We start from the raw sequence: 25,859 nt of genomic DNA, 5'->3' as shown, positions 1-25,859 counted from the left end.
GAGGAATATATATGGCAAAACTTAAGAAGAACCCTTCAAAGGCTGGAATTAGTGCAGCTAGTGTAACTGGAAACGCAGGTCCGCATAATCACGGTGTTGAAAAAGGACGCCAAGGTAACAACCAACAATATAAGAAGCATAATATGGGCGAAAAATAACGCTATATTTTTGGGCAGAGAACGTGGCATAATGATTAATGGCTGCTTTTTCTGCCCAATTTATTTGTACATATGGAAAACAAAAGAGGGACCGATGATGAAACGAACAATAGTTATGATTGTAATGATTGCTACACTATTTACAGGGATGATTTTCTTCTCTTATGCACAAAGGCAACAAGCTGTAAGAGTTAATCAACCTAACATTACTGGGCAATACGCCATTACAATCGATGCAGACACAGGTGAAATTTTGTATGGGAAACGTGAAGACGAACGCTCTTATCCGGCTAGTATAGCCAAAATGATGACAACCCTTCTTTTACTAGAGAATGTAAAAGAAGATGAAGAAATTACAGTTACAGAAAATGCAATTAAAACAGAAAGTCAAAGTAAGAAAATTAAACTTCGTGCTGGAGAAAAATTAAAACGTGATGAGGCATTAAAACTTATGCTTATCATTAGTGCAGATCCAATAGCTGAATCAATTGCAGAACATATCGCAGGATCAAAAAATGAATTTGTGAAAATGATGAATGCTAGAGCGAAGGAACTTGGTACAAAGCATGCGACTTTCAAGAACGCAAGTGGTGCTGATGCGATTGGAAATAAAGTATCACCATATGACATTGCTATGATTACGAAAGAAGCATTAAAGTATCCAGTTGTTTTAGAATATATGAATTCAACACGTACAACTCTACATACTTCAGAACGCTCTCCAAACATCGCAAACTATGGACGAGAAGAACTATATGACGATCCATATGCGATTGGAAGTAAAAGCGGTCTATCAGCACTTGGCAAATATACAGTCGTAACAGTCGATGAAAAAGATGGTAAACGCGTCATTAACGTCGTATTATCTTCTACTCGGGCGCAACTATATCCTGATACGAAGAAAATGGCACATTATGCATTTCAGCAATTAAAATAACCAAGGAGTATTTTCTCCTTGGTTATTTTTTAACCATACCTTTTAATACGAACGCAACGTTTGCTGGACGCTCTGCTAGACGACGCATGAAGTAGCCATACCAGTCGTTTCCATAAGGTACGTAAACACGCATTTTGTAACCTTCTTTTACTAGCTCAAGTTGACGCTCATTACGAATACCATATAACATTTGGAATTCAAATTGATCCCTTGGAATGTTGTGTTCTTCAGCAAGTTTTTTTGTATATTCAATAATCGCTTCATCATGTGAAGCAATCGCAGTATAATTTCCATTTAATAAGTGCATTTTAATAATCTTTTTATAATTGTCATCTACATCTTTCTTATCTGGGAATGCTACCTCTTCAGGTTCTTTATAAGCACCTTTTACAAGACGTAAATTAGGATTATACGCATTTAATTCTTCCATATCTTTTTCTGTACGATATAGGTAAGCTTGAATAACAGTACCAATATTATCGTATTCAGATTTTAATTGTTTAAAGATATCAATTGTTTTACCACAGCGTGTATAATCTTCCATATCAATTGTAACGAACACGCCATTTTCTTTTGCAGCTTCTAAAATACGGCGCATATTGTTCATTACGATTTCATCAGAGATATCTAATCCCATAGAAGTCATCTTTAAAGAAAGTTGCGAATCAAGACCTTCTCTTCCAATTGCACGGATCGCTTCAATCGATTGGTTAGCCATTTCATTTGCTTCTGCTTCATTATCAACGAATTCCCCTAAATAATCGATTGTTACACAAAGTCCTTGCTTGTTCAATTGTTTAATAGCTGCTGTCGCTAATTCAATTGTCTCCCCTGCGACAAAGCGACCTGCACCAAAGCGTAAACCGTACTTTTTAGCCAGTTTTGTTAGCGCTTTATTTTTAGATAAGAAAAGAAACGAATTTCGCATTAATTGTTCCATGTAATTCACCCCTATGACTGTAATTTATCTGTTTTTTACCCCTCTTCAAAATTATATCATTGTTTAAAATTATTGGATACAAATAATTATTTAGATAATTTATAAAATACTATAAAAACATTTAAAAACCTATATTCTCGCATGCAAATATGAAGGGAATATTTTTCGACATTTAGAAAAAACGGGTTTACTAGGGCAAAAATAGGCATACCGAAAATATTCGACATGCCTATAAAACCCTTAATATTCCACGTAAGTTATATAAGGATATTAATACAGAAAACTTGCGATTATATTTCCCTCAAGTTTTTTTATTGCTCATTTCGCTTCTCTTCATTCAGCCTTTTAATATCTGTAATTAACTGCACCATCTCTTCTTTCGCATCTGGATATGTCTCATTCCAATGCTTTACTAAAGCTGGCATTGTCTTCGCTATGTAAGAATAAAGCGCCCACTTCTGCACCTGCTCTTTTCTCTCTTCATTGCTCTCTCCAAGTAATAGTTCCGTGTATTTCTCTAACAACCCGTCAAATTGTTCATTAAACTTTTCACTCATCTTATTTACCTCCTATATGAAAAAAGCAGCGAAGATCGCTGCTTTTTCTTATAATTTTGATCGAACAGAGTTTAATTTTTTCTCCATTGTGCTTACTTTATCACGACGATCATCAATACGAATAGTTGTTGCAACACGCTGTGCACCTTTCGTATATGGAACTTCATGCATTTGTTGAATTACTTCTAGAATGACAGGAAGATCTCCTTCAATAATTGTATTCATCGGTGTTAATTGATACTTCACACGATCCGCATTTTTCTCTAGCACCTTTTGTACTTCTGCTACATATTCACTAACACTTGGATTACCTGTTCCTACTGGAATAATCGATACATCAACAATTGCCATAGTAGTCTTCCTCCTATAATCGTTTCTTATATATCCATTGTCTATTTTACCGAAATCCTCTTCATTTTACTAATATGTTACTCTTCCACTTTAAACTGCTCGACTAATCTTTCTAAATCTCTCATATGTTCTGTCAAACTTTCCATCGTGTGAGCTACCTTTTCTAAATGATTCACCTGTGATTCCGTTGCAGCATGTACCTCTTCAGAAACAGCTGCACTTTCTTGACTCGTACCAGCAATTGTATGCATTACCGCTGTAATTTCCCCTTGCTCGTAACCTATGTTATGTACCTCTGCTACAATTTTTTCAACTGAAGTACTAATCGTATTTACAACTGACATAATTGTCCGGAACTCTATTTCCGCCTCTGTCGTCACTTTATTTTGCACATCTGCAATATCTTTCAATTTACTTACAACTTCTACAACTCTTTTTACTTCTACTTGCACATCACCAATCATCGTTGTGATTTCTCCAGTTGCCTCTTTTGATTGTTCCGCTAATTTACGAACCTCCTCAGCAACAACCGCAAATCCCTTACCTTGCTCACCTGCACGGGCAGCTTCAATCGAAGCATTTAAAGCAAGTAAATTTGTTTGATCCGAAATACCTTTTATAAGCTCAACCACATTTTGAATAGATCCAACTCTTTGTTCTAACTTACCCGATGCTTCTTCTGTATGAACAACAATTGAAGATGATTGTCCCCTCGTACGGATTAAATTCCTCATTGTATTTAATCCTTGCTTAGATGCCTCTTCCGCTTTGCCAGCCACTCCTTTTATTTCATCAACAGAGCTGTTCATTTGTTCCACTGACTCCGCCATATTTTCGAGCTGAGCTGAAACTTCATCCACACTATTCGCAAGAGTAGAAGCTCCTCCGCTCACATCATCCATTGCTCCTGACACTTCTCTACTAGCTGCTACTGTTTCGTTCGTTAAATAATGTAAACTATTCGTTGATTGTTGCACCGTTGATACGCTGTTTTTAATTTTACTTACCATTTCATTCATTTGTTCAACCATATCATTAAAGTGCTTAGTCAACTCTCCAACTTCATCTTTACTTGTCACTTTCATTCGCAGCGTTAAATCGCCTTCTGCTACTTTTTGCACGTGATTCTTTAATAGTTGCAGTGGTCTTGCTAATCTTCTTGAGAACAAGTAGGAAGCTACGATTCCAACTAATAAACTAATACATGCCATTATAATAACTGTATTTCTTGTACTATTTAATAGCCCATCGATCGTTTCTTTCGGATAAAAGATTCCTATCGTCCATTTCATCGTATCAAATGATTGACTATAAACAACTACATCTTCACCTTTTATTGTAGTGACCGCATATTTTGTTACCTCTTTATTTAAGCTCTTTATAAGTGGCTCTTTAGAAACATCTTTCCCTATCTTTTCTGGATAAACAAGAGCCATATTTTTATCATTTATAATAAACATTTCTCCGTCATTATTGTATTGAATATTGTGAAGCAACTTCTGAATCGTCCCAAGCGATACATCCATCGCAACAACACCTAATACAGACCCATCTTGAGCTGTAATTGCTTTAGAAACACCTACACTTAACTTTCCTGTTGCAATTTCATAAGAAGGTTGTCCCCAATGGACCTTTTTTACATCAGCCTCTGAATCTTTATACCATGGTCTTGTCGTTGGATCGTATCCTTCTGGCACTTGCCCACCTTCAGCAAGATTGGCACTTAATGTTTTTTTATCTTTCGTACCAATATATAAATCTAAAATACCAGGATGATTCTTTTTATACTCTGCAAACTCTTTCGTTAAAAAAGCTTCCTCTTCTGGAGTAACCCCACCTTGAAGCATATTACGAATCATCTCACTGTTCGCATAATACCCCATATCTTCATCCGTTCTTTGAACAAATGTCGTAAGTTGCTCTGTCACAAGATCCATCGCATTTTGAGAATACTCGTCTAAGGAACGCACTTCCTTTTCTTTCTGTAATTGATACACAGCTGTACCCAATATTACGAACATCATAGAAATAAGTACTGAAAACACTACCGCAATTTTTAAACGTAAACTTCTTAACATCTTCCCCCTAGCATCCCCTTCGCATTAAACTAAAATCTTATTAATCATTATATTAAGTATAATAGATAAAATTAAAAAATTGAAATTAATTCTCACCTTAATACAATTAGAAAACGGACTACCACTTGTGCAAAAACAAATAGTTCATTATCCTTAAAATATAATCTCATTCGTTCGGAGGTAACTATGTTACAAAAATTCGGTTTCTCACAATATGAAAGCCAAGCTTATGAAGTTGTCGTATCAAGCAATGAACCATTAGATGCTACAACAATTGTGAAGCATTCAGGTGTTCCAAAAGCAAAAATATATGAAGTGCTAGCACGCCTAATCGATAAAGGAATGGTAATGGATTCTGTTTCAGAAAAGAAAAAATTGTATACAGCATTACCACTAAAGCTAGCAATTGAAAAATTAACGACAGAATTCCAATCAAATATTAAAGAACTGGAAACAAATATATCAAAAAAATCATTTACAGATGACCGTGTGTGGAGCTTAAAAATGCAATCTTCTATTCGAGTTCAAAGTAAAGAACTCATTGAAAGTGCAAAAGAATCAATCCGTATTTCAGCTTGGAATGATACTCTTTTAGAATATCTCCCTTTACTAGAACAAAAAGCAAAACAAGGTGTTCAAATTGAATCCCTTATTGTTGGAGAAGTAGAAACAGACTTAGAAAAGATGCATTTTCTAATCCCAGCTGAAGAGCCTAATGCATTAGAGCGCTACTTACTACTCATCGTTGACGATCGTGAAATTTTATTTGCTGGCGTAGAACAAGAGTCATGGCAAGCGATGAAAACAATGTCACAACCTTTCGTAAAGTTCTTTACAGAATTTTTCTATCACGACGTTGCACTTGCAAAGATTACCCAGAAACACCATGACCTCTTTATGGAAGATGAGGAAATTAAGAGTTTGTTAATGAAATTAAGATACTAATTAAATAATAAAAAGGAGTCTAGTTTTTCACTTAGACTCCTTTTCGTTTTGTTCCTTTATCTCCATCAACAGCTCAATGATTTTCTCATTTTGCTCTACCTGTTTCTCAGAATTTTTATAGATGAAACGAACCCATCTAAGTGCAAGAATAATAAGAAACAAAGGGAGCATTGAAATTAGAAGACCAATAATTGAAAAATTCGTATACATATACCTCACCTCGCTATATACACCTTCTCCATCTTTCTACTAAAACCTGCAATTTTTTACAAATAAAAAAGAACCTATCAAACGATAGATTCTTCTTTCACGAACTGAGTAGAGCGTCCTCTTGTAATCGAGAAAATCGCACAAAGTAGTGCTAATATAATAAAGCCACCGCCTACCCAAGCATTATATATAACAGATGATTTTTCAATAACAACTCCACCTACTGTTGAACCGAGTGCAATTCCTAAATGAAGCGCAGAGTTATTTAAACCTTGCTGAATACCAGCTGATTCCGGTGCAATTTCAATTAAATAATTTTGCTGTGCTGGTGAAATCGCCCAGCTCAGCATACTCCAAAGTCCCATCATAATGATGAAGAGCGGGAATGAGAATGTCATTAATGGCAACATGAAGATTGCACATGCAAATACGATAATAATCGAGATAATACTTTTCTTCGACCCCCATTTATCAGCAAGCCATCCACCAAATCCGCCGCCAATTACTGCTGCGATTCCGAAAATGAAGTAAAACACACTAATCCAGTTTGCTTCAACATGCATGACATCCTTTAAGAAAGGCGTTAAATATGCATATAGTGTTAAATGACCCGTTAAAAATAAAAAGGATGTTAACTGTGCACTTACAATTTTTTTATCTTTTAAAGTAGCAAGTTGTTTCTTTATTGATAATACCGATGTCGGTGGTACTTTCGTTAAGAACAATGAAATACAAGCAATAGCCATAACTGTTAATATCGAAATTAATACAAATGGCGCACGCCATCCGTATGCATTTCCGAGCACAAGACCGAGCGGTACTCCAAGTACGAGTGATCCGCTAATCCCCATAAAAATGATTCCAATTGCACGCGCACGAAAATGCGGTTCCACTACACTAGAAGCAAGTGTTACCGATAGTGCAATAATTAATGAACCACTTGCCGCACAAATAACCCTTGAGAACATTAACATTCCGTAATTTACACTAAATGCCGAAATGATATTTCCGATTAAGAAAATCGATAATGCTCCAACATACAATGTTTTTCTTTCAAACTTCCCTGTCACAGCTAATAAAACTGGACCTGACAAAGCAAATACTACCGAAAATATTGTGATAAGCTGACCAGCTGCGCTAATAGATACTCCTAAATCATTGGCAACTAAATCGAGCGTTCCTCCTATAATTAACTCAACCGTTCCGACTACGAAAGCCGCGATAGCTAAAATATAAACACGAAAATTCAAGTCTTTCCCCACGCTTTCTATTTTGGTTACTACGACTATAGTAACCAAAATAGAAAGTGGACGCAAGTATAATTTTTTTGCAGTAAAAAAGGTAGGCGTATTATACGCCTACCCTTCCATCATTCTGTTTCTTTCTTCTTATTCAAGTACCAATACACCGGAAGTCCCGTAAATACAATTCCAATTGATAAAAAACAACTTACTGGATCGTTAATAATCGCACTACCGATTACAAAAAGTGAACCTAAAATCGCAACAATTGGTACGATTGGGAATAACGGTACACTATATGCACGCTCTTTATTCTTATTACGTTTTCTTAAAATGAAGACACCAATAAACGTCATCACATAGAAAATATAAATAATGAATACGGAAATCTCAGATAGCTTATTTGGATCACTAATAATCATTAAAATAATTCCTAAAATGATTTCAACAGTAATCGCATTTGCTGGTGTTTTAAATCTTGGACTTTCCTTTGCAATAAACTTAGCAAATGGAAGTTGTCCACGTTCTGCCATCGACATCGGGATACGTGGGAACGTTAAAATCTTTCCATTTAAACAACCGAAAATAGAAACGATAATACCGATACTAATAATTTTCCCGCCATATTCTCCAAGTAGCATGCCGGCAGCTGTCGCTGTTGCATTTTCTCCAAGGTCTACAATTTTCGCTGCTGGTAATACATTTAATAACGCCAAGTTAATTAATACGTATGCAGCTGTTACAATTAAAATCCCAACTGTCATTGCTTTCGGTAATAACTTTGTTGGATTCTTCATTTCCCCGCCAATTGAAGCAAGTAAAATCCAGCCGTCATAAGCAAATAACGTTGCTAAAATTGCCATACCGATACTTTGATTTTCCGATATCGGCACAACTACGTTAAAGATATCGCTATTCCCTTTCCAAAAACCTAGCACAACAATTAACACAATCGGAATCATCTTCCCAATTGTCGTGATTGTTTGAACGATACCTCCGTATTTTGTTCCCATACTATTTACAACGCCAAGGAACACAACCGTTCCAATTGCGATTGGTAAATTCCATGCTTTATCTAAATAGAAAAAATTAATCATTAAAGAACTAAAGTATAAGCCTAATGTTCCGATAATAGCAGGTCCATAAACAATTGTTTGCATCCAACCTGATAAATATCCCCAAAAACTTCCGTAAATCTCCTCTAAATACGTATACAAACCACCATTTTTCGGGATTTGCGCTCCAATTTCAGCTACTGTTAAACCACTCGCTAGCGTCAATAGACCACCAATTACCCAAGCAAGAATGGCCATATTAGAACTTCCCGAGTAATCTAATACGCTCCCTGGCTTCATGAACACACCAGATCCAATAATCGTTCCTACTACGATAGAAAGTGCTACTGTTAAACCAATTTTGTTCTTCTCATCATGATGCATGCTGCGTATCCTCCTTCCAATCCTAGTGTGATGCAAAAATGAAATAAAAAAACACTCCTCCCTAAAAAAGGGACGAGTGTTGTATTCGTGGTTCCACCCTTGTTTCAATTCGTAAAGTAACACACTTCACCAATTTCTCAAGTCTAAATAACGGTTTTTGCCGGCAAGCAATTACTAGATATTCGTTCACTGCTGCAGTTCAGAGGTGGTAATCTATTTTTCCGTATTAGGAAGCTCACAGCCAAAGGCTTCCCTCTCTGAGAATCGTAAAAAATTGATCGTGTCCTCATCATCACTTCTTGATGTCGAATTTTGTAGTTATTGTTCATTATATTGAATTGTTATAAAAAATCAATATATTTTTTATATAACATAAGAAAGAATTCTCTTCTTATATTATAACAGAAGATACAAAACTTCTCTATTTCCCTAAAAATGGTATAATCCATTTAGGAGGTGCATCAATAATGATTGCTGTCTTTTGTATCATCGCTACATGTCTCTCTGTTCTATTCGCTATCATGCATCGGCACAAGTATCCTGGTTATAGCATTTTAGCGGTAGCTATTATACCAGCTGGTTCCTTCTACGTATTGGGTAAATATCAATATACGGAAGTGTTTATCGGTTTTGCAATCTTCTACTGCGTCTTCGGATACATACTAACAATGAAAAGAATTTTATTGAATCATTAAAAGAGACCGATTTCTATAAGTAGAAATCGGTCCTCGCACGTACCTTCCGGTTGCCCCACGAAAGATACATAAATCCATTATTTATCTTCTTTTTTCATAAAAAAACTTGCCCCGTAAAAGCCCGATTGGTGAGGGCTAATAATCAGTGGAAATGCACCACTGATTAAAGTTTCACTTTATGATGCGGAAGATCCACATTTAATTCCTCTAATTGTTTCTTTTCATTGTCTAAAATCGCTTTTGCTTTTGTTTTCGTTGCTTCATCTAATCCCACAAAGATATCTTCATGCTTCTCTTTCTCTGGAAGTTTTACACTTAGTTTTGTTAATTCTTCTTTTGCTTGCTCATGCGTTAATTTTCCGGACTTTTCTTGTTCAAAAATAGACTTTGCTTTTTTCTTTGTTGCTTCATCTAAGTTAGCAAGCATGTCTTTACGCTTACCCTTCTCCGGCATGTTCACTCCTATCTTTGTTAATTCCTCTTTTGCTTGCTCATGCGTTAATTTTCCAGATTTCTTTTGCTCTAAAATCGACTTCACTTTTGCTTTCGCCTGTGCATCTAATCCTGCAAACATGTCTCCATGCTTACCTTTCTCCGGCATTTTCACACCTATCTTTGTTAATTCCTCTTTTGCTTGCTCATGCGTTAATTTTCCAGATTTCTCTTGCTCTAAAATTGACTTCGCTTTTTCTTTCGTTTGATCATCTAATCCTGCGAACATGTCTTTACGTTTTTCTTTCTCCGGAAGCTTTACACCTAGTTCCTCTAACTGTTTCTTTGTATCGTCCATAATTGTTTTTACTTTTTGTTTTGTAGCGTCATCCAAATCCTTTTTCGCCGTTTTTGCAGGCTGATCTGTTGCTGGAGTATTCGTTGCCGCGAATGCCGGAATACCGACTCCTCCAATGATTCCGAATGATAAAGCACCTGCAATCGCTAAATACCCAACTGTTTTCTTCTTCATAGGAAATTTCCTCCTTCATATTTCTAAAGCATGTACACTTTCGTATACATCACCTATAGTAATGTTGGTTCCTTAAAATTTCCTTAACGATTCAAATAAAAAACACCGCTCGTGATGAGCGGTGTTTCTCTATGCTTTTTGTAATTGTAACTCTTCACGTTCCATTATTTTTCTTAATACAATTGTTTGTGTCATTGTAAATAAGTTACCTGTTATCCAGTACAATACAAGTCCTGATGGCGCCGCAAACCCCATAAATAGAATCATTGCCGGCATCATAATTTGCTGCATCTTTAGCATCTGTACTTGTTCTCCAGGTGTAATATTAGATTGGAAAACTTTCATTTGAATAAATGTCGTTAACGCTGCAATAATCGGTAATATATGATATGGATCTGCATGTCCTAAGTTCACCCATAAAAACGAAGATGTGCGAATCTCTTCTGTTCGGCTAATCGCATAATACAAAGCAGAGAAAATCGGCATTTGTATAAAAATTGGCCAGCAACCAGCAAGTGGATTCCAACCGCCTGATTTCATTAGTTCTGACATTTCTTTTTGATACTGTTTTTGTTTTTCAAGATCTTTACTTACATCACCGTATTTTTTCTTTAGCTTCTGCAATTCAGGTTGCATTTTCTTCATTTTCGCTTGGCTGCGATATTGCGAAACAGCTAATGGAATCATGGCTGAACGAATAACGAGCGTCATAATAATGATGGCAATCCCAAAGCTAGCTCCAGATATATGATGCGCAACAAATTGAATCATAAACGAGATTGGATATACAAAATAATGATCCCAAATCCCAGTACTATGTGCATCAATTGGGGCCGCATTACTGCAACCAGATAAAACAAAAACAAGTAATAATGATAAACTAACGAGCACAGCTCGGTATGATTTTAACATGTTCATTCCTCCAATGTTTCGTAATTATTTAGCGAAACATTGGTGTATACGGACCGACCTCGTCATTCTCTTCACTTGATTCTTGTCTGCGTACAGAACGTATCATTCCATATTTATAAAAAATAGAAAATAGCGGTACATTTCCCGCACTATCTTCACATGTATCAACTAACGCAAAAGCTCTTTGTCTACCGCTTGATGCTTGTTGACGCACAAAGCGAGAAACATTAGTAAGGAAGAAAACTTCTAATAAACAAAGTGCTGTCGTTACAAACGATATATATAGAATTGCATCCTGCAATAAAAATTCCATCGCTTCACATCCTTAATAAGGTCATTTTAGCACATTCGGCAAACATTCTCTATTTCCTTTTATTTTCAAAAAAAGCATTTTGCATATTTTCTCAAGAAAATAATAATTAAGAAACATTGTATTCGCTTTCTTTAGTATATTCACACACATCAATGAATAGGCTTGATTTATTAGAAATTTATAAAATTTTTGCATTATAATAAAACTATTGCCAGTTTTTGAAAAAACCTTTATTCTCTTCTTGTAATCAAAAATGAATATGGAGATGAAACATACTATGGGTCAACTAGGAGACGCCGATTACGTTCCCGACACCGCCTTTTTATCCTTCCCAGCAGCGAAAACATTTCACTTAGAATTTATAATACAGTTGGTTGTTATTTTTATAGCTTCTATTTTGTATGCAATTTCTATGAATATGTTTTTTATCCCGCATAATATGATTAGCGGTGGGTTCGCTGGTGTAGGGATGATTATCGGTTATTTAATGCACTACAATATCGGTGCACTTATCTTTTTACTAAACATTCCTCTTCTTATTTTAAGTCACTTTTACTTAGGCAAGAAGACAACCTTTTTAACAGCGTACTTTGTAGCTGTATCATCGTTAGCGATGAACATTATCCCGGTACACCAAGTTTCAGACGATATTTTACTTTCTTCTGTATTCGGTGGTGTTATCTGCGGAGCAGCTTCAGGAATTATATTCCGATTTGCTTCTTCAACAGGTGGTTTTGATGTTGTTGGATTGATTGTAGCGAAATATCGAGATGTTTCAATTGGAGCAATCATATTTGTATTCAACTTAATCTTACTTGTAGCAGCAGGTTTTATTTTCGGTTGGGATATTACACTTTATACGTTAATTAGTCGATTTGTAGTCAGCAAAGTTATCGACGCTGTGCATACGAAACATATTAAATTAACGATAATGACTATTACAGAAAAAGGCGAGGAAATAAAAAGCGCACTACTACATCACGGTATACGCGGGGTGACAATGGTAGACGCTGTCGGCGGCTATACAAACCATAAGAAAAAAATGATTTACACTGTCGTGACTCGCTATGAGTTAGGCGAAATGAAACGTATTATCCGTCAAGTGGATAACAAAGCATTTATGAACATTACTGAAACAGTTGAAATTGTCGGCCGTTTCAAACGTATATAAAAAAGGGTAATAAATTAAAGGGCATAACATATTAGTCATATATAATATGTTATGCCCTTTGTTATTCAACTAACGCACCTTTTAGCATAATAAAATCACTAAGTTTATTACTACAAATCGGAGGATAGCATTCCATATACAATACTATCTGTCCATTCATTTTTATTCCAAAAATCTTGTATGAAATGTGCTTCCTTTCTCATGCCTATTCGTTCACACAATTTTTGTGAAGCTGTATTACGTGCATCAAGATTAGCCTGTATACGATGTACATTACATTCATTAAATAATTTCAATACTAAACTACTTACTGCTTCTGTTGCCAAACCTCTCCCAGCTACTTCATTTGAAAAACTATAACCAATCTCAACAGTGTCTTTCATATTTGTGTACCATACGGATAAATCACCAACTACTTTAGCCTTATATATAACTGCCAAACTTAATATTGATTCTTTAGTAAGTACATTATTTGCTAGCTTCTTATTAAATCTTTTCTGCATGTCTTCATGAGTCCACTTATTATGTAATAGGAACTTACATGTATCATCACTATTATAAATAGCAAATACATCCTGTAAATCAGTACTCTTAAAAGGTCTAATTATTAATCTTTCTGTTGTGAACTCCAAGTTAGCTCTCCTCCCTTACATTCATGCTATAAAACATTTTTTATAGTATTTAAGCCTCATTCTTAGATCTCACTTTGATTACATATTTCATCATAATAAATTAAAGTCCTTCTTCCACTAAACTGCACCGTTAATGGTATTTCCTTGCGCTTTTTATTTTTTACACTTATTACAAAATCAGATAATTCTATCATTATGTCCCTAAATGTGTTATAATGAAAGCAGACTCACAAAAAAAGAGTATATAGACTTGGAAGTTTCTCTTATTTTACAAGCAAAAAGAAACGAGCAGTCGGGTATATTTCAGACACCATACACGTAACGGTTTAAACAACCGATCATCTTAGTTACTCTTCAATGATCTTTTTATAAAAAGATACGTACAATTAAAACTCACTTCAATATACTATACCTACCTTTTTGACTTCCAAATCATCTTATTACATAGGGAGATGAACATATGAATCAATATATACGATATACAATAGCTGTCCTGTTTGCTATTATCGGCGGAACAATCTGCTTCTGGACAAACACTCAGCTTGGAGAGAATATCATTTTTAATGGAATCGAAACACTTGTAAGCGCTTCAATTTTAGGCGGATACATTTACTTCCTCTTCAATCCAGAAGAAAATGCTCAAAAAACAATGTTATTAACAATGATTGGAATCGTTGGTGGATGTATTTCCTACTCAATGACAAACTATACATTACCACTTCAATTAAGCTCAGCTTTCTTCCACGGTCTATGGACTTGGTTCATTGCATTCTGCTTAGCAGACGTATTCAACCTATTACAAGACAATGAAGAAGATAGCGGTCGCCAAATTGAAAGTAACTCTTAAGCTGGAAGGAATTCTTCCAGCTTTTTTATGTTGGTTTGCATACCCCGGTTAGTATCTACCGTAATATATCAGCGATTCTCCAAATATATCGGCGATTTCTCCACTTATATCAGCGATTTTTTCATTATATCGACGGTTCGACACATTATATCGACTTACCGACAATTTTCGGCAACCTATTTATGCTCTATACCCCGTCACCACAATAAAAAGAAGCTACCCAACGGCAACTTCTTTTCCACATACCCCACTTCGTATTCACTTAAATATATCAACGATTTTTCAAATATATCGATCGTTTCTCCACTTATATCAACGATTCGGCACAAAATATCGTTTTAACGACAATCTTCGACACTCGAAACGTACAACATACCCTATCCCCCAAGCAACTTACTGCCGAACTCTACGATTAAAAAGATAATTAATAGGATCGCGAGTATCTTTAATGCTACATATGCCACTTTAAAAACAACATAAATGAGCAAGACTATCAAAATAATTGATAAAATTTCCATATTTACTTCCTCCAAGCTGCGCTCTTCTTATCTTATTTTACTCGCCCTAGGCTGTTTATGGAACGACATAAGATGACATAGAAAAAAGAGGATACCTCACCCATCGTAAGATACCCTCTTCTTTAGCTGCTCAAACCATTCTCTCTCTAATTGTAAATATCCCATTTCACTCTTCTCGGCGCTCTTTAATTCTTTATCAGCTTTCCTCATATAAGTACGGGATGCTTCCATATCGCCCTCTAAATATTTAATAATTCCTTTTGTACGGTAATATCCGTTTAGATCCATTTTTGTAATGGCCTTTGCATGTTCCTTTGCTTCTTGCAAAGAAAGACTATCCATCTCATAAAGTGCTTTATATAAAAGGTACCAACTATGAAAACTACTAACGAAAAACTTATTTTCTTTCGTTACAGGTAGTTGAACAATTCGTTCTATATGCGGTATCGCTCTTTCCATTCCCTCTTGATCTGCACGAGCAAAAAAGACAAGCATAAGTCTACTCATTATCTCTCTTATCTCTTTATTCTCTTTTATTTTCTCCTCACTAAGTTCTACTAATCTTTCATCCCAATCTTTCGGTCTTTTATAACTAAATAACTCACTCGATATTTGAATCTCATATAAATGATTTCTAGCTCTTTCATCATCTTTAATTAAAATAAGAAATTGCATCCCATCACTCATAAGCGTTCCTTTTATCGGCACAATTGTAACCGCAAAGATTGCAAAATGGAAAAAGGAAAAATATAAAAGATATTGATAATAACTTACCATGTATATGTAACCAAAAGTAATACCAAATAGTAAATTCGTAATCGGTCCACCTAAAGTGAGCCAAGCCCATTTTTTCGAAAGATTCGGTGTCTCTATAGAAGGTGGTACTAATGTTGCAACGCCTCCAAAGTACGCCCATAATTTATTTTCTCGAATGCGTAATTTTCCTTTTTCTTTTTGAATAGTAATGGGTCCTACTGTTATAAATTTAAATGTCAAACCACCTATTACACCAAATACTACATGCCCTAGCTCATGAATGGCTAACACTAACAATGCAATCCCAACTATTGCCCACAGGTTCAAAATTACTTCTAATTTCCCAGTTCGGATTACTCCGTATAAAATGGACAGAATTAGCGCCACTGTCATTGAGCCAGCTGGCCTTCTTAAAATATCCACCTTTTTCTCCCCTTAATAAATCATTTTTCTCTGCATTTCGTACATGAACTTCCCGAGATGCAATATCCAAATAAATGAGATTAAACCAATTAACACAAAATCGATATCACTAGCAGCTGTATATATAACAGCAGCCCACCATACATATGCCAATATTGTATTCGTAAATTCATATGCTTTATATCCAGCCTCATGCACAATGTGCTTTAATCCTTCATCTGCGTTTTTCGTCCACATTTTCATAGATTCCATATATGTTACACCTTGTTCAGGATATAGCTTATTATAACGATTTTTTGTTATGAGTCCGATAATTACTACAGTAGTTAAACAAGCAATAGAAGCTACTAAATTCCACACCGCAAATGAAACATTTGTATCTTGCAACAGTGCACGTCTACATGTAATAACTGCATATACAAACCATGCCTGCGTAACTATATCACCTACACGTAAATATATACTTATAATGCCTAATTTTCTGCCTTGCACGCTCTCTTCTTCATCGCGTGCCTCTGCTAACATACGTGTATTCTTCCAAGTGTAGTACATCATTAAGATTCCAAAAATAGTACATATACCTATAAATGTATTGGATGATAATTTTCTCGGTTCATCCGAGAGTAAATTTAAAGCTATATAAGACGTTAAAAAACCACCCAGCATACTTAATGCTATTTTCCCTACAGAATCAAATTGTTTTTTTTGCTTACTCTTCATCGTCCTCTTCCCCCTCTACTAACGTAAATATTTCCTCCACCGATACGTTGAAAATTTTTGCGATTTTTAACGACAATACGATAGATGGCGCATAATCCCCACGCTCGATTAAACTAATCGTTTGCCGCGATGATCCAATCGCTTTCCCTAAATCCCCTTGTGATAAACGATGCTTTGCTCGCAATTCCCTCACTCGATTTTGAAGCTTCATGTCTTCCCTCTTTTTCATTTATTTAATTAAAATTGTAAATAATATCCTTATTTTTGTCAATTATAATTGTCATTACGACTATGATAATTGACAAAAATAAGGATATCTTATGATAGAAATAACCTATATAATGAATGTGAAATATTAAACAAAGGAGATTCCATATGAAGAAAACATCTACCTTTTCTTACATTCTTACTAAGCTTACAGCAGCTTTCTTGTTATTATTACTTATTAGCACGCTTCTCTTAACAACTAGTCAACCAACACTATATAGTTTCTTAACTGGATTACGCGAACTACTATATGTTCCCTTCGTTCCTATTCTTGCTGCATATGCAATTTTTTGTTCTATTTGCATCGATAAATTGAAATTAAAAACACATACAAGACTAAAGACATTATTCCTTTATATTTTTTGCGGCTATTTATTTTTTCTTCCCTTCCTAATATTTAAAGAAGCTAGTCTAACACAGTTCTTGTACCTCGGATCAATTGGAGCATTATGTTCTCTTTTTTTCTATTTATGTATAGTTATAGCAACAAAATTTAAGTGGATACAATATGTCGTCCCAGGCATTATGCTTATTATATTTATCACAATCAACTTTATTGATTTAGAAAAGGTTGGAACATCAAAAGAGCAATGGGTCGAAACAATAACAGATAACTCTTTCGAAGCATCTTTTCAACATTTTAGTGGTGAACATAAAGTCCCCATTGAGCTAAAACGAGGTGACATATTAGAATTCACCATTGAATCACAAGCTGAAAATCCAGATGGCTACATGGGAGACGTAAAAATGGCTAGTGAGTTTCAAGAGGAAGAAAATTATTTAGCTTCAGTCGGCCCTAATACATACCATTTCGCAGCAATTAAGACCGGAACTTACTACATTATAGTTAGCGGACACCAGTTAAAAGGAAAATTAAAAATAAACTGGAACATAAAATAAAAAAGGCAGTGCGTCTGCACTGCCTTTCAAAATTTTGACATAGAATGGATTTCATATTAACTTGCGTTTTGTAGTAATACTCGTTTTAACTGCTTACGGAAACGAATACCTAACGTAACCGCTACAATCACAATCACCCCAAAAATGATTTTACCGATGTGACCTTCTAGCGCCCCAAAAATATCATGTAAGTTGCCACCTAACCAGTAACCACCAATTAAGAAGAATGATACCCAAAATAGAGCACCTGAGTAAATTGTAATGGCAAAACGACGGAATGGTAAGTTAATAATTCCTGCAAAGTATCCTGTGAAATGACGTACACCAGGAATAAAGAAACCAATAAAAATTAAGAAGTACCCATACTTATCAAACCACATTCTCGTTAAGTCAATTTTTCTTTGTGTTAAAAATACGTATTTTCCATACTTTTGAATGAAAGGCATACCTAATTTATTTCCTAAAAAGTATTGAATCGTCATTCCTACACTTGTCCCAATAAAGGATAGAATAATTAAAATCGGTAAACTTAAATCACCCTTATGTGCTAAAAATCCCGCATATGCTAATGTTGGCTCTCCCGGAAACGGAAGTGCAATATATTCTAACAGCAAGCCGACAAGTACAACATAGTACCCGTATTGCTGAAATAATTCATGAATCCATTCCATGTCATCTCTCCTTTCAGTCACGTACAACTTCTTACTATTATTGTATAAAAAAATTGTCGAAATAACTATCACAATAGCTTACATTTTTATTACATTTTTGTAAGGGTCACACTAATGATTTTCGTTCTTTATTAAATAGTAAAAATCATTTTTTAAGTCGAAATAGCGAAAAGGTACATTAATAACATGCAGATTTCATCCATTTTTTAGCACTAAAAAACCTCTCTTATTTTGTTCTCAATAAAAAACCATCACAAACTCATGCTAACTTCATATTAGCTTCATATACGTATTGTAAGATTATATCGGAATTTGTTGAAAAATTTAACCAATATATGACTAAGCATTAATTTGAATAAATATAAGTCGTTTTTCGAAATTGAAAAAAGGGTGAATACGAAATGGAAGCATATAAAATGCACGATTTTATTAATACAAATGTTGAATCTCATCAAAATGAAACCGTTTTTAATTTACAAATATGTGAAACAAGTGAATTTGACGTAAGTTTAACAAAATCTACAACACTATCTTTTATCGTTTCAAAAAAGAATATTAAAATTGTCACGAAAAAATGGATTAATTCAAATCAAGAAAGCATGATTGGCAAAAGCTACATCATTCCAACAAAAGCTTTTCACTATTTCTTACCAATCATTTCTGAAAATGAAGATGAGCTAAATATTCAAGTTCAAAGTTTTGGACTACGTGGTGAGCTTTTATTAAATGAAAGATTACTTATTGATAACAACAAACATAACAGCAAAATCACTACATTCTTTGAAACATTAGATGAAAATGTAAATAAAGCATTACGAGGATTACAACTTCATTGTATGTAAGACTATTACGATAGTAAAAGGAGAATAACAATGAAAAAATTATTATTAAGCGCACTATTATCATTAGGATTTTTAACTCTTCCATTCGCTAGCACAGAGGCAGCTACAACGAAAGATCAATTAATCGTAGATACTCAGTTAAATAAAATGGATTATTATCAGGATGGAAAATTTATAAAAAGTTTTACTGTCGCTACTGGAAAAGCAGCAACACCTACACCTAAAGGCACTTTTCAAATCGTAAATAAAATTAAAAACCGCCCTTATTATACAGGCAAAATTAAAGGCGGCGATCCACGTAATCCACTTGGTGACCGTTGGCTTGGATTAAATATGGCAGGAACTTACGGAACAACTTATGCGATTCACGGAACTAACAATAATCAAGCAATCGGCAAATGGACAACACTTGGTTGTATTCGTATGTATAACAATGATATACACTGGTTATTTGAGCGCGTTCAGCAGCAAGCTACCGTCACTGTAAAATAGCCTAAAAACAAGATTTATGTGTAGCCAAGAATTTTATGTCTTGGCTTATTTTATTTATTCATTTACAGTAGCAAAACAACTGTATTTACATATATAATAGGAATAGATTTGATTAGCTAATGTCTAAACATTGATAAACGTAGATATTAAAATTATACAGTTATAATATTTTATAAATTTTATAATACATACTATAATAGAACTACTGTAATTCTGAACTATTCAGTAACACTAAACTATTCCCCTTGCTACCTTCATGATTATTTTATAGCGGGGGCTTATTATATGTATAAACAATCTGAGTCACTCGAAAAATGATGAATTCGAATATTGCAGTAAAAAGCGTTATTTAGGAGGTGTTACTATGACGCATATACTGGTGATTGAAGACAACCCAGATATACAAGAACTTATTCGTGAATTTCTAATGGCACAAAACTTTACCGTTGATGTAGTTGGTGCTGGAACAGAAGGTATTCTTCTTTTCCAAAAAAATTCATACGATCTTGTCCTCCTCGATGTAATGTTACCAGATATAGATGGCTATAGTATTTGTAAAATTATGCGAGGACAATCTGATGTACCAATCATTATGTTAACAGGCTTACATAATGAAGAAAGTGAAATTAAAGGATTTGAATTAGGTATTGATGACTATATTACGAAACCGTTCCATTACACTGTATTTATTAAGCGTGTAGAGGCTGTATTAAGAAGGGCAGCAACGAAGGAAGCAGAAGCTGCAACTATACTACAATTCCATGAATTGATGTTAAACTCTACAGCATATGCAGCTTATGTTCATGGTAATCAAATTGAATTGACAACAAAAGAATTTGAAATTATTTATACTTTACTGCAAAATCGAGGAAAAGTATTATCAAGAAGTGATTTGTTGAATAAGGTATGGGGCTATGAACATTATGGTGATGTAAGAGTTATAGATACACATATTAAAAACTTAAGAAAAAAATTAGGAATTCCTTATATTAAAACGGTGAAAGGCATTGGCTACAAAATCGAATCGTAGCAAAGACAACATCACCAAAAATATTTTCATCAAAACCTTATTATTTTGTATTCTTTTATCACTTTGTCTTTATCAAATGATTTACTTTCTAGCTTCAAACTACGATAAAGAACGTTTTGCAAAAGAAAATGGAACGCCGACTACAGAACAGGCCGATTCAGATAAGCAAAACGACGAAAGTAAAACGACGCAAAATAAAGCTGTATCAAAGGGGAGCATTTCTAATTTCCAATCTTCTATTATAGATTATAAATCTCTTTCTACGGCTATCAATCACCTTTTGCAGCCTAGCCAAACTGCAAAGGCAAAAGAACATACACAAAATCTTTCGGGGAAAAATAGCACTTCTAATCTGCCTATAGAAGCAGAAAAGAAAGCTGCTAATAATGATGCCTTACATACACAAAATGCAGCAAGTAAAACAAATGATACAAATGATAATCCAAAGTTAGCAGATGCGTTGCAGCAATTAGCTCCACATATTGGCGCGACAATGCTTGCATTATCACTACTCGGATCTTTAATTTATACAAAACTAATTGCCAAACCTTTTCAATATATGAGCGATGCTTTAAAAGATATTATGAACCTTGATTTCTCAGATAAAAAGCTACTTAACAAAAATACAGATCAAACAGATTTTAATTTGCAAGTAGCCGCTTCACAAGTACCAAATATTGTGAAGAATTTACATGCAAGCAATCAAGATTTAAGAAATGAGCTCAAAAAGGAAAAACAATTAGAGCAATCTCGTAAAGAATTTATGTCTATGGTATCCCATGAATTAAAAACACCAATCGCAGCCGTTATGGGACAGCTAGATGGCATGATTCACGGGATTGGAGCTTATAAAGATAGAGATAAATATTTAAAACGTTCCTATGAAATGATGCAAGACATTAACATATTAACGGAAAAAATGTCGGAATTATCCAAAATACAGAACCCTCAATTTAAACCAGATTTAAAAGTTATCTCATTAACTAACATTATTGAGGACGTTATGAAGAAGGTAGATTATTTCGTATCTGTAAAGCAATTAAATGTTCAATCTAACATTAAACAAGATGTACAGGTTTTAGCTGATCCTACATTTATTCAAACTGCTATTTTTAACATCATTTCAAATGCAATTCATTACACAATTGACCATCAGCATGTATATGTAAAACTTTATGAAAAACCAAACGGTTATGCATTAGAAGTATTAAATACAGGTTCGCAAATTGATGAAGATAAACTTGCTCATTTATTTGAGCCTTTCTATCGCGCAAACCCTGGCAAACATGGTTTAGTACAAGGTAGTGGTCTTGGATTATATATCGTGAAACAAATATTAGATAAACATCAGTTTCCTTATGGGATACAAAACACAGCTCAAGGTGTAAAATGCTCCATTGTATTCCCAAAAGCAATGTAACATTCACTATAATTACATACCCCAAACTCATACTTCATGTGTGAGTGGCGGAATTTTGTAGAGTATCTTACTCTGTTTCGTTCGCCCGTTATCCTTATTTGGATAGCGGGCGTTTTTTATTACTTAAAAGGAGGATTTTTTATGGAGAAGTTTAAATATTCCTTGCTCGTTTTATTTGGTGCTTGCAGCTACGGCATACTTTCAACTATTTTCAAACTCGGATTCCTAAATGGATTTTCAGCACATCAACTATTAGGAGGACAATATGTCTTCGGATGGATTGGACTTCTTCTACTCGTTCTTTTCTTTTCACGTCATAAAGTAACAAAAAAACAATTCTTTTCATTACTAACCGTCGGAACAACAATGAGTATGACGGGGATTTTCTACGCTATTTCTGTAGAAGAACTACCCGCATCTATCGCTGTCGTCCTACTCTTTCAGTTCACTTGGATTGGTGTCATTATCGAAGCCATTGCAAATCGAACATTTCCAAGCCGCGATAAGATCATATCTATCCTTATTTTATTTGCTGGTACATTGTTTGCAGGTGGTGTATTTGAAGGCCTCGGACAAAGTTTTTCTACGAAAGGGATTATATTTGGACTATTAGCTGCCGTCTCTTTTTCATTCTATGTTTTTGCAAGCGGACGCGTTGCTACCGATGTTCCGCCTTATACGAAAAGCTTTCTTATGACAACAAGTGCGACTCTTATTGTATGTCTATTCTTCCCGCCAACCTTTTTAACAGATGGTGCCCTGCAAGCCGGTCTATGGAAATATGCTTTCTTCCTCGGATTATTCGGCGTTGTTGTACCTGTCATTTGTTTTTCAATCGGTGTACCAAAGGTTGGAACAGGACTCGGTACAATATTAGGTGCAGCTGAATTACCAACTGCTATTATCGCTTCTATTACACTTGTACATGAAGTCGTAACATTCATGCAGTGGATTGGAATTATTTTTATATTGATTGGGATTTTCACTCCCCAGCTGCTTACAGCTAGGAAAGCAAGGAAACATAATCGCGTGCATAGCGCTTGAAAAAAATGCAGAATTTATCTGGAGGTATAAATGACTATTTTAAGCATCGTATTTTTTGCTATTATGTGTATCTTCTTCCTAATAAGATATATGAAAGAAAAGAAATTTTACGATTTACTTCTCATTCCCGTTTGTATATATGCAGGAGCAGTGAAAACTCCTTTCGTAGAGTACTTAAACTTTAATACTACATTTAAAATAACGTATGATATTGCAGCTATTATTCTTGTAATCCTTGCTGTACTTTTCTTTTTGAAAGATAAGAAAGAGAATCATACTGCATAACAAAAGACCTTTCATTTACTTGAAAGGTCTTTTTCTATATTTCACGTTACCGCTCCATACAGCTTCTCTATCTCATGTTCAATTTGTTTTACATCGATTCGCTCAAATAATGGCTGCACGCTATCAATTCTACTTGGCAACGTATTTTGAGGTTCCCAATTTCGTTTCACAATCGATAATTTGTTTCTAACCCTTTCACTTGAAAATGGTAAAAACGGTTCAAGGAGATTTGCAAAATTAGCGATAAGATACACACAGTTATAAATCATTTCTTCACACGAAACTGGATCATCTTCTCGTTGTTTCCAAGGCTGCTTTTCATCAAAATATTTATTTGCAAAACGGACTGCATCAAATATTGTCTCTAACGCCACCTTAAATTGAGTTTGCTCAATCGCCTCTCCTACATATTTATATAATCCTTCTACTTTATCTTTCAGCTCTACCTCAATACTTCCCTTCGGCACGATACCACCATAATATTTTTCAATAAACTTTAATGTCCGGTTCACAAAGTTCCCGTATGCACCTAATAATTCACTATTATGACTGTAAATAAATTCCCGCCATGAAAAATCAGTATCGCGATTTTCTGGTGCATTGACGGTTAAAAAGTAACGAATAGAATCTGGATCATAGCGTTCTAATATGTCAGGCACCCATACTGCCCAGTTTTTACTTGTAGATAATTTTCTTTTTTCAACTGTTAAATATTCATTCGAAACGATATGACGCGGGCTTGCTCCTTCCCCTATTCCAAGTAATACCGCTGGCCAAATGACGGAATGAAACGGAATATTATCCTTTCCGTGCACATAATATGTTTTCGCTTCGCTATCCCAAAACTCTTGATCATCTTTCCCTGTTTTTTCAGCCCAATGTTTACTCGCTGAATAATAGCCTGTCACTGCTTCAATCCATACGTAAATTTTCTTATCTTCATACCCTTCTACTGGAATTGGTACCCCAATTGGTAAATCACGTGATACGGCCCTATCTAGTAATCCTTCCTTTACATATCTCTCTGTTAGTTGAATCGCATTGTCGCGCCATGTCCCTGTTTGTTTGGCAATTTCTACAGCCCTTTTAATTTGCTCCTGAAATGTATGCAACGCGAAATAGAAATGCTCTGTTTCCTGTACAGATGGTGCACTACCACATAACTTACATTTCTTTTCTAACAAATCGAGTGGATCTAAAATAGCTGAACACGCATCGCATTGATCTCCTCTTGCTGCTTCATGACAATGCGGACATATTCCTTCTACATAACGATCCGGTAAAAATTGCGTACACGTTTCACAATATGCTTGTTCCACTGTTTTTTTATAAATATAGCCTTCTTCTAATAAACGTAAAAAAACATTTTGAACCGTTTCATGATGATGCTCGCTAGCGGTATGTGTATAGCAATCATAGGTAAAACCTAGGTCATGAAAACATCTCTGGAATTCTTCATGATACTTATTAGCAATTTCTTTCGCTGTCACACCTTCTTGTTTTGCCCTAATTGCAATCGGTGTTCCATTACAATCACTCCCTGAAACATACAACACATTCTCACCTTTTGCCCTATAATAACGCGCTAAAATATCTCCTGGTAATAAACTTGCAATATGGCCAAGGTGTAACGAACCATTTGCATACGGCCAAGCGCCTCCAATAAAAATACTCATCTTATATTCCTCCTTTAAAATATAAAAAGCCCCGCCCTTATCTTAAAAAAGATAAGGGCGGGGCTTTATAAACAGTCGCGGTACCACCTTATTTCGCTAATTACTCACATAATTAGCCTTAACAAGTACGGAGCTCTATGCTCTTATACTGTGGTTTTGATAACGAGTACCAACTCTCGTCGCCGCCTACTATTATCATTTGATAAGTTCAGGACGAAGCTCAAAGGCCATTGTTCAAATGAATATTCTTGCTTCTTCTCAGCTACCGAAGCTCTCTGGAAAGAATGTGTTCATCCTACTTTTCCTTTTCAACGCTTTTACGTATAACAAGTATTGTACGACTTAATCACAGAAAAATCAAACTTTTATCCAGAAAGAAAAGGAAATCCCATCCTCTCACCGAATACCTATACGTTCACAAAAGG

Annotated in this window: 30 protein-coding genes and 2 other annotated features; of the genes, 13 read left to right on the top strand and 17 right to left on the bottom strand. The window is 35.0% G+C overall.

Annotated features, from left to right (window positions below; translation table 11 throughout):
* Positions 1-11 precede the first annotated feature (11 nt).
* Positions 12-158, top strand: a complete 147-nt coding sequence (locus MR143_RS07840) for a YuzL family protein (protein ID WP_001096344.1) — start codon at positions 12-14, stop codon at positions 156-158.
* A 97-nt stretch (positions 159-255) separates the two neighbouring features.
* Positions 256-1,095, top strand: a complete 840-nt coding sequence (locus MR143_RS07835) for a D-alanyl-D-alanine carboxypeptidase family protein (RefSeq protein ID WP_000831481.1) — start codon at positions 256-258, stop codon at positions 1,093-1,095.
* Positions 1,096-1,117: 22 nt separating this feature from the next.
* On the opposite strand, the gene MR143_RS07830 is transcribed toward MR143_RS07835, so the two are convergent.
* The 4 genes from MR143_RS07830 to MR143_RS33685 form a co-directional block, all read right to left on the bottom strand.
* Positions 1,118-2,035, bottom strand: a complete 918-nt coding sequence (locus tag MR143_RS07830; RefSeq protein ID WP_000436776.1) for a proline dehydrogenase family protein — start codon at positions 2,033-2,035, stop codon at positions 1,118-1,120.
* Positions 2,036-2,346: 311 nt separating this feature from the next.
* Entirely contained in the window at positions 2,347-2,592 is a 246-nt protein-coding gene (locus tag MR143_RS07825) for a YusU family protein (RefSeq protein ID WP_001290594.1), read from the bottom strand.
* A 48-nt stretch (positions 2,593-2,640) separates the two neighbouring features.
* Positions 2,641-2,943: an MTH1187 family thiamine-binding protein gene (locus tag MR143_RS07820; RefSeq protein WP_001018860.1), complete on the bottom strand. Its 303-nt coding sequence runs from the start codon at positions 2,941-2,943 to the stop codon at positions 2,641-2,643.
* 77 nt (positions 2,944-3,020) lie between these two features.
* Positions 3,021-5,021 (bottom strand): methyl-accepting chemotaxis protein, encoded by a 2,001-nt coding sequence (locus MR143_RS33685; RefSeq protein WP_000946366.1) that lies wholly within the window; start codon positions 5,019-5,021, stop codon positions 3,021-3,023.
* Positions 5,022-5,207: 186 nt separating this feature from the next.
* Between MR143_RS33685 and MR143_RS07810 the strand changes: the two genes are divergently transcribed.
* The gene (locus tag MR143_RS07810) at positions 5,208-5,966 is read left to right on the top strand and encodes a TrmB family transcriptional regulator (protein ID WP_000939477.1); all 759 of its coding nucleotides are present in this window, start codon (positions 5,208-5,210) and stop codon (positions 5,964-5,966) included.
* Positions 5,967-5,993: 27 nt separating this feature from the next.
* Here the strand turns inward: MR143_RS07810 and MR143_RS07805 are convergent, their stop codons facing one another.
* The 3 genes from MR143_RS07805 to MR143_RS07795 all read right to left on the bottom strand — a co-directional run bounded on the left by MR143_RS07805 (position 5,994) and on the right by MR143_RS07795 (position 8,856).
* A complete protein-coding gene (locus tag MR143_RS07805; protein ID WP_000288473.1) occupies positions 5,994-6,176 on the bottom strand; it encodes a hypothetical protein in 183 nt (60 codons plus the stop codon).
* A 77-nt stretch (positions 6,177-6,253) separates the two neighbouring features.
* Complete coding sequence (locus MR143_RS07800; RefSeq protein ID WP_003303294.1) at positions 6,254-7,438, bottom strand: MFS transporter; 1,185 nt, start codon at positions 7,436-7,438, stop codon at positions 6,254-6,256.
* 107 nt (positions 7,439-7,545) lie between these two features.
* The gene (locus MR143_RS07795; protein WP_000546304.1) at positions 7,546-8,856 is read right to left on the bottom strand and encodes an APC family permease; all 1,311 of its coding nucleotides are present in this window, start codon (positions 8,854-8,856) and stop codon (positions 7,546-7,548) included.
* Between the two features lie 65 nt (positions 8,857-8,921).
* Positions 8,922-9,158: a binding site (T-box leader), on the bottom strand.
* A 165-nt stretch (positions 9,159-9,323) separates the two neighbouring features.
* Between MR143_RS07795 and MR143_RS07790 the strand changes: the two genes are divergently transcribed.
* Positions 9,324-9,551: a hypothetical protein gene (locus MR143_RS07790; protein ID WP_000562230.1), complete on the top strand. Its 228-nt coding sequence runs from the start codon at positions 9,324-9,326 to the stop codon at positions 9,549-9,551.
* A 163-nt stretch (positions 9,552-9,714) separates the two neighbouring features.
* Here MR143_RS07790 and MR143_RS07785 read toward each other — a convergent pair whose 3' ends face one another.
* The 3 genes from MR143_RS07785 to MR143_RS07775 form a co-directional block, all read right to left on the bottom strand.
* The gene (locus tag MR143_RS07785; RefSeq protein WP_002181005.1) at positions 9,715-10,515 is read right to left on the bottom strand and encodes a hypothetical protein; all 801 of its coding nucleotides are present in this window, start codon (positions 10,513-10,515) and stop codon (positions 9,715-9,717) included.
* Positions 10,516-10,644: 129 nt separating this feature from the next.
* A complete protein-coding gene (gene yidC / locus MR143_RS07780) occupies positions 10,645-11,427 on the bottom strand; it encodes a membrane protein insertase YidC (RefSeq protein ID WP_000920540.1) in 783 nt (260 codons plus the stop codon).
* Positions 11,428-11,455: 28 nt separating this feature from the next.
* Positions 11,456-11,740 (bottom strand): hypothetical protein, encoded by a 285-nt coding sequence (locus MR143_RS07775; RefSeq protein WP_000394936.1) that lies wholly within the window; start codon positions 11,738-11,740, stop codon positions 11,456-11,458.
* 277 nt (positions 11,741-12,017) lie between these two features.
* Here MR143_RS07775 and MR143_RS07770 point away from each other — a divergent pair, with 277 nt between their 5' ends.
* Positions 12,018-12,911, top strand: coding sequence for a YitT family protein (locus tag MR143_RS07770; protein ID WP_000530032.1), 894 nt, complete (start codon positions 12,018-12,020; stop codon positions 12,909-12,911).
* A 110-nt stretch (positions 12,912-13,021) separates the two neighbouring features.
* On the opposite strand, the gene MR143_RS07765 is transcribed toward MR143_RS07770, so the two are convergent.
* On the bottom strand, positions 13,022-13,543 hold the full coding sequence (locus MR143_RS07765; protein ID WP_000397304.1) for a GNAT family N-acetyltransferase: 522 nt from the start codon (positions 13,541-13,543) through the stop codon (positions 13,022-13,024).
* Between the two features lie 460 nt (positions 13,544-14,003).
* Here MR143_RS07765 and MR143_RS07760 point away from each other — a divergent pair, with 460 nt between their 5' ends.
* On the top strand, positions 14,004-14,390 hold the full coding sequence (locus tag MR143_RS07760; protein WP_001077773.1) for a DUF3938 domain-containing protein: 387 nt from the start codon (positions 14,004-14,006) through the stop codon (positions 14,388-14,390).
* A 377-nt stretch (positions 14,391-14,767) separates the two neighbouring features.
* On the opposite strand, the gene MR143_RS07755 is transcribed toward MR143_RS07760, so the two are convergent.
* The 4 genes from MR143_RS07755 to MR143_RS07740 form a co-directional block, all read right to left on the bottom strand.
* Positions 14,768-14,908 carry a DUF3985 family protein gene (locus MR143_RS07755; protein ID WP_000404758.1) on the bottom strand — a complete coding sequence of 47 codons (141 nt, stop codon included), beginning with the start codon at positions 14,906-14,908 and terminating at the stop codon, positions 14,768-14,770.
* 96 nt (positions 14,909-15,004) lie between these two features.
* Positions 15,005-16,057: a site-2 protease family protein gene (locus tag MR143_RS07750; RefSeq protein ID WP_002164230.1), complete on the bottom strand. Its 1,053-nt coding sequence runs from the start codon at positions 16,055-16,057 to the stop codon at positions 15,005-15,007.
* A 42-nt stretch (positions 16,058-16,099) separates the two neighbouring features.
* Positions 16,100-16,807, bottom strand: coding sequence for a DUF3169 family protein (locus tag MR143_RS07745; protein WP_000837683.1), 708 nt, complete (start codon positions 16,805-16,807; stop codon positions 16,100-16,102).
* Positions 16,797-17,018, bottom strand: coding sequence for a helix-turn-helix transcriptional regulator (locus MR143_RS07740; protein ID WP_000776161.1), 222 nt, complete (start codon positions 17,016-17,018; stop codon positions 16,797-16,799). The genes MR143_RS07745 and MR143_RS07740 overlap by 11 nt, the downstream gene beginning before the upstream one ends.
* A gap of 164 nt (positions 17,019-17,182) precedes the next feature.
* Here MR143_RS07740 and MR143_RS07735 point away from each other — a divergent pair, with 164 nt between their 5' ends.
* Complete coding sequence (locus MR143_RS07735; RefSeq protein WP_000753815.1) at positions 17,183-17,974, top strand: hypothetical protein; 792 nt, start codon at positions 17,183-17,185, stop codon at positions 17,972-17,974.
* Between the two features lie 56 nt (positions 17,975-18,030).
* On the opposite strand, the gene MR143_RS07730 is transcribed toward MR143_RS07735, so the two are convergent.
* The gene (locus tag MR143_RS07730; protein WP_000454751.1) at positions 18,031-18,645 is read right to left on the bottom strand and encodes a DedA family protein; all 615 of its coding nucleotides are present in this window, start codon (positions 18,643-18,645) and stop codon (positions 18,031-18,033) included.
* A 401-nt stretch (positions 18,646-19,046) separates the two neighbouring features.
* On the opposite strand from MR143_RS07730, the gene MR143_RS07725 reads away from it, so the two are divergent.
* The 6 genes from MR143_RS07725 (at position 19,047) to MR143_RS07700 (ending at position 23,758) form a co-directional block, all read left to right on the top strand.
* Positions 19,047-19,487, top strand: coding sequence for a DUF3978 family protein (locus tag MR143_RS07725; RefSeq protein ID WP_000388768.1), 441 nt, complete (start codon positions 19,047-19,049; stop codon positions 19,485-19,487).
* A 30-nt stretch (positions 19,488-19,517) separates the two neighbouring features.
* Positions 19,518-19,979, top strand: a complete 462-nt coding sequence (locus MR143_RS07720; RefSeq protein WP_000735062.1) for a L,D-transpeptidase — start codon at positions 19,518-19,520, stop codon at positions 19,977-19,979.
* A gap of 364 nt (positions 19,980-20,343) precedes the next feature.
* The gene (locus tag MR143_RS07715) at positions 20,344-21,009 is read left to right on the top strand and encodes a response regulator transcription factor (RefSeq protein ID WP_000148833.1); all 666 of its coding nucleotides are present in this window, start codon (positions 20,344-20,346) and stop codon (positions 21,007-21,009) included.
* A complete protein-coding gene (locus MR143_RS07710; RefSeq protein ID WP_000201969.1) occupies positions 20,987-22,429 on the top strand; it encodes a sensor histidine kinase in 1,443 nt (480 codons plus the stop codon). The genes MR143_RS07715 and MR143_RS07710 overlap by 23 nt, the downstream gene beginning before the upstream one ends.
* Positions 22,430-22,570: 141 nt before the next feature.
* Positions 22,571-23,473: an EamA family transporter gene (locus tag MR143_RS07705; protein WP_000410490.1), complete on the top strand. Its 903-nt coding sequence runs from the start codon at positions 22,571-22,573 to the stop codon at positions 23,471-23,473.
* A 30-nt stretch (positions 23,474-23,503) separates the two neighbouring features.
* Positions 23,504-23,758: a hypothetical protein gene (locus tag MR143_RS07700; protein WP_000154129.1), complete on the top strand. Its 255-nt coding sequence runs from the start codon at positions 23,504-23,506 to the stop codon at positions 23,756-23,758.
* Positions 23,759-23,799: 41 nt separating this feature from the next.
* Here MR143_RS07700 and metG read toward each other — a convergent pair whose 3' ends face one another.
* Entirely contained in the window at positions 23,800-25,434 is a 1,635-nt protein-coding gene (metG, locus tag MR143_RS07695) for a methionine--tRNA ligase (protein ID WP_000021581.1), read from the bottom strand.
* Between the two features lie 50 nt (positions 25,435-25,484).
* Positions 25,485-25,755 (bottom strand) — a binding site (T-box leader).
* Positions 25,756-25,859: the final 104 nt, after the last annotated feature.

This window comes from Bacillus cereus group sp. BfR-BA-01347, from assembly GCF_022663835.1.
Classification (GTDB): domain Bacteria; phylum Bacillota; class Bacilli; order Bacillales; family Bacillaceae_G; genus Bacillus_A; species Bacillus_A thuringiensis_K.
This window is presented reverse-complemented; position numbering and strand designations above follow the sequence as displayed.

Coding starts and splice junctions, on each gene's coding strand:
- MR143_RS07820 (WP_001018860.1), bottom strand. CDS start 2,943: ATGGCAATTGTTGATGTATCGATTATTCCAGTAGGAACAGGTAATCCA.
- MR143_RS07750 (WP_002164230.1), bottom strand. CDS start 16,057: ATGACAGTGGCGCTAATTCTGTCCATTTTATACGGAGTAATCCGAACT.
- MR143_RS07795 (WP_000546304.1), bottom strand. CDS start 8,856: ATGCATCATGATGAGAAGAACAAAATTGGTTTAACAGTAGCACTTTCT.
- MR143_RS07755 (WP_000404758.1), bottom strand. CDS start 14,908: ATGGAAATTTTATCAATTATTTTGATAGTCTTGCTCATTTATGTTGTT.
- yidC (WP_000920540.1), bottom strand. CDS start 11,427: ATGTTAAAATCATACCGAGCTGTGCTCGTTAGTTTATCATTATTACTT.
- MR143_RS07705 (WP_000410490.1), top strand. CDS start 22,571: ATGGAGAAGTTTAAATATTCCTTGCTCGTTTTATTTGGTGCTTGCAGC.
- MR143_RS07725 (WP_000388768.1), top strand. CDS start 19,047: ATGGAAGCATATAAAATGCACGATTTTATTAATACAAATGTTGAATCT.
- MR143_RS07840 (WP_001096344.1), top strand. CDS start 12: ATGGCAAAACTTAAGAAGAACCCTTCAAAGGCTGGAATTAGTGCAGCT.
- MR143_RS33685 (WP_000946366.1), bottom strand. CDS start 5,021: ATGTTAAGAAGTTTACGTTTAAAAATTGCGGTAGTGTTTTCAGTACTT.
- MR143_RS07720 (WP_000735062.1), top strand. CDS start 19,518: ATGAAAAAATTATTATTAAGCGCACTATTATCATTAGGATTTTTAACT.
- metG (WP_000021581.1), bottom strand. CDS start 25,434: ATGAGTATTTTTATTGGAGGCGCTTGGCCGTATGCAAATGGTTCGTTA.
- MR143_RS07835 (WP_000831481.1), top strand. CDS start 256: ATGAAACGAACAATAGTTATGATTGTAATGATTGCTACACTATTTACA.
- MR143_RS07740 (WP_000776161.1), bottom strand. CDS start 17,018: ATGAAGCTTCAAAATCGAGTGAGGGAATTGCGAGCAAAGCATCGTTTA.
- MR143_RS07790 (WP_000562230.1), top strand. CDS start 9,324: ATGATTGCTGTCTTTTGTATCATCGCTACATGTCTCTCTGTTCTATTC.
- MR143_RS07715 (WP_000148833.1), top strand. CDS start 20,344: ATGACGCATATACTGGTGATTGAAGACAACCCAGATATACAAGAACTT.
- MR143_RS07775 (WP_000394936.1), bottom strand. CDS start 11,740: ATGGAATTTTTATTGCAGGATGCAATTCTATATATATCGTTTGTAACG.
- MR143_RS07730 (WP_000454751.1), bottom strand. CDS start 18,645: ATGGAATGGATTCATGAATTATTTCAGCAATACGGGTACTATGTTGTA.
- MR143_RS07770 (WP_000530032.1), top strand. CDS start 12,018: ATGGGTCAACTAGGAGACGCCGATTACGTTCCCGACACCGCCTTTTTA.
- MR143_RS07810 (WP_000939477.1), top strand. CDS start 5,208: ATGTTACAAAAATTCGGTTTCTCACAATATGAAAGCCAAGCTTATGAA.
- MR143_RS07735 (WP_000753815.1), top strand. CDS start 17,183: ATGAAGAAAACATCTACCTTTTCTTACATTCTTACTAAGCTTACAGCA.
- MR143_RS07700 (WP_000154129.1), top strand. CDS start 23,504: ATGACTATTTTAAGCATCGTATTTTTTGCTATTATGTGTATCTTCTTC.
- MR143_RS07785 (WP_002181005.1), bottom strand. CDS start 10,515: ATGAAGAAGAAAACAGTTGGGTATTTAGCGATTGCAGGTGCTTTATCA.
- MR143_RS07830 (WP_000436776.1), bottom strand. CDS start 2,035: ATGGAACAATTAATGCGAAATTCGTTTCTTTTCTTATCTAAAAATAAA.
- MR143_RS07760 (WP_001077773.1), top strand. CDS start 14,004: ATGAATCAATATATACGATATACAATAGCTGTCCTGTTTGCTATTATC.
- MR143_RS07805 (WP_000288473.1), bottom strand. CDS start 6,176: ATGTATACGAATTTTTCAATTATTGGTCTTCTAATTTCAATGCTCCCT.
- MR143_RS07745 (WP_000837683.1), bottom strand. CDS start 16,807: ATGAAGAGTAAGCAAAAAAAACAATTTGATTCTGTAGGGAAAATAGCA.
- MR143_RS07825 (WP_001290594.1), bottom strand. CDS start 2,592: ATGAGTGAAAAGTTTAATGAACAATTTGACGGGTTGTTAGAGAAATAC.